Origin of the sequence: Glycomyces tenuis DSM 44171 (genome assembly GCF_000427885.1) — a bacterium.
Taxonomy (GTDB): domain Bacteria; phylum Actinomycetota; class Actinomycetes; order Mycobacteriales; family Micromonosporaceae; genus Glycomyces; species Glycomyces tenuis.
Map to the genome: position 1 here is coordinate 1 of NZ_ATYW01000046.1, position 1,434 is coordinate 1,434.

The 1,434-nt window shown below is 57.8% G+C and carries 1 rRNA gene; it reads right to left on the reverse strand.

Features of this window, described 5'->3' with window-relative positions:
* Positions 1-1,434, reverse strand: a 23S ribosomal RNA gene (locus YWW_RS35470); the annotation flags it as partial.

A 1,434-nucleotide genomic window follows, 5' to 3' on the forward strand; every position in this document is an offset into this window, starting at 1 on the left:
TGTTAAGTTCTCGGCGGTTAGTACCCGTCCACTCCACGCATTGCTGCGCTTCCATGTCAGGCCTATCAACCCGGTCATCTCCCGGGCGCCTCACCAGCATCACTGCTGACGGAGATCTCATCTCGGAGCACGCTTCCCGCTTAGATGCTTTCAGCGGTTATCGCTCCCGAACGTAGCCAACCAGCCATGCCCCTGGCGGGACAACTGGCACACCAGCGGTTCGTCCATCCCGGTCCTCTCGTACTAGGGACAGCCCTCCACCAAATCTCCTACGCGCGCGGCGGATAGGGACCGAACTGTCTCACGACGTTCTAAACCCAGCTCGCGTGCCGCTTTAATGGGCGAACAGCCCAACCCTTGGGACCAACTCCAGCCCCAGGATGCGACGAGCCGACATCGAGGTGCCAAACCATCCCGTCGATATGGACTCTTGGGGAAGATCAGCCTGTTATCCCCGGGGTACCTTTTAGCCGTTGAGCGACACCACATCCGTACATCGGTGCCGGATCACTAGCCCCTGCTTTCGCACCTGCTCGACCCGTCAGTCTCACAGTCAAGCACCCTTCTACGCTTACACTCACCGACCGGTTTCCAACCGGCCCGAGGGCACCATTGGGCGCCTCCGTTACCATTTAGGAGGCAACCGCCCCAGTTAAACTACCCACCAGGCACTGTCCCCCAACCCGATCAGGGCCGAAGGTGAGACACACCATCAAATCAGAGCGGTATTTCACCAACGCCTCCACCACGACTAGCGTCGCAGCTTCCCAGGCTCCCGCCTATCCTACACAAACCAGACAATGGGTCAATACCAAGCTATAGTAAAGGTCCCGGGGTCTTTCCGTCCTGCCGCGCGAAACGAGCATCTTTACTCGTACTGCAATTTCGCCGAGCATGTGGTTGAGACAGCGGAGAAGTCGTTACGCCATTCGTGCAGGTCGGAACTTACCCGACAAGGAATTTCGCTACCTTAGGATGGTTATAGTTACCACCGCCGTTTACTGGCGCTTCAATTCACCACGGCAGGCTCACGCCTTAATGGATCCTCTTAACGTTCCAGCACCGGGCAGGCGTCAGTCCATATACCTCACCTCACGGCTTCGCATGGACCTGTGTTTTTAGTAAACAGTCGCTTCTCCCTGGCCTCTGCAACCCCCACCCGCTCACGTGCGCTTCGCACCACAGGCAAGGGCCCTCCTTCTCCCGAAGTTACGGAGGCAATTTGCCGAATTCCTTAACCACACATCACTCGAACGCCTCAGTATACTCTACCTGACCACCAGTGTCGGTTTCGGGTACGGGCCGAGCACCACTCGCTAGAGGCTTTTCTCGACAGCACGGGATCACCGAATTCACCCAAACGGGCTATGCTTCAGCGCTCACCCTCGCCCTTACAGGCTGTCCCCCCGGATTTACCTAGGAAAACGGGCTACC